Genomic DNA, 830 nt, shown 5'->3' with positions numbered 1-830 from the left:
GCAGCTCGATCGCGTGCAGGTCGGCCAGCAGGTTGACCGGCGTGCTGGTGCTCGCCATCAGCTCCTGCCACAGGGCCACGCCCATGGCCGAGCGGTCGTGCCTGCGCCAGCGCAGGAACGTCGTTCCCGAGCCAGTGGTCTGCTGGGCCAGTTCCACGGGCAGCAGGTGGAAGGGATGCCCACTGGCCTGTTGCAGCACTTGTCGCTGCGCCAAGCCGATCAACTCGTCGCGCATGGCGAAGCACTGGCTGGCCCAGGCCTCCAAGTCCCCTTTACCTTTAAAAGGCTTTAAAAGGCCTTTTAGAGAGGCCGCGTGTTCCAGGCGCATGAAGGCTCCCTGTTGCAGGCCCCGGAAGTAGCGGGTCGGCTGGTTCAGATCGCTCATGCGGATTCGTCCTCGCCGGCAGTGGCTGCGTTTTCGGATGGGTCGGCAGCAGCGGCCGCATCACCATCGACGCTGGTAGCGGCTGCGGCAGGACTCTCACCGCGCTGTTGCAGACCACGGCGCACGATGGGTGGCGCAAACTTCGAGCGGCGCGTGCCTTCGAGCACGTCCTGCGGCAACTCGCCGAACTTCTCCAGCGCGGCCCGCGCTGCGGCATTCTTCGCCGCGAAATCGTCGCGGGTGCAGCCCGAATAGCGATACTGCTGGGCCAGCGAGAACAGGCTGCGCAGCGCGTGCGCGCCCTCGTTGAGCCAGCGCTCTAAGGTGCTGCGGTCGATCAGCGCGGTGTGGTGGGCGAGGATCAGCTTGCGCGCGATGTCGTCGTAGTCGGCCAGGAGATAGACAGCGGCAAAGCCCAACTGCGCATTGACGAACAGCGGCAGCT

2 protein-coding genes are annotated in these 830 nt (G+C 65.8%); both read right to left on the bottom strand.

Annotated elements, in window-relative coordinates:
* The coding region (locus APY03_RS26845; protein ID WP_232324427.1) for a DUF3158 family protein at positions 1–385 on the bottom strand (385 nt) is incomplete at its 3' end.
* Positions 382–830, bottom strand: a 449-nt coding sequence (locus APY03_RS26840; protein ID WP_068681668.1) for a PFL_4669 family integrating conjugative element protein, incomplete at its 5' end; no start/stop codon positions are given. The genes APY03_RS26840 and APY03_RS26845, both read right to left, overlap by 4 nt.

Source organism: Variovorax sp. WDL1, assembly GCF_001541225.1.
GTDB lineage: Bacteria > Pseudomonadota > Gammaproteobacteria > Burkholderiales > Burkholderiaceae_C > Variovorax.
This window is presented reverse-complemented; position numbering and strand designations above follow the sequence as displayed.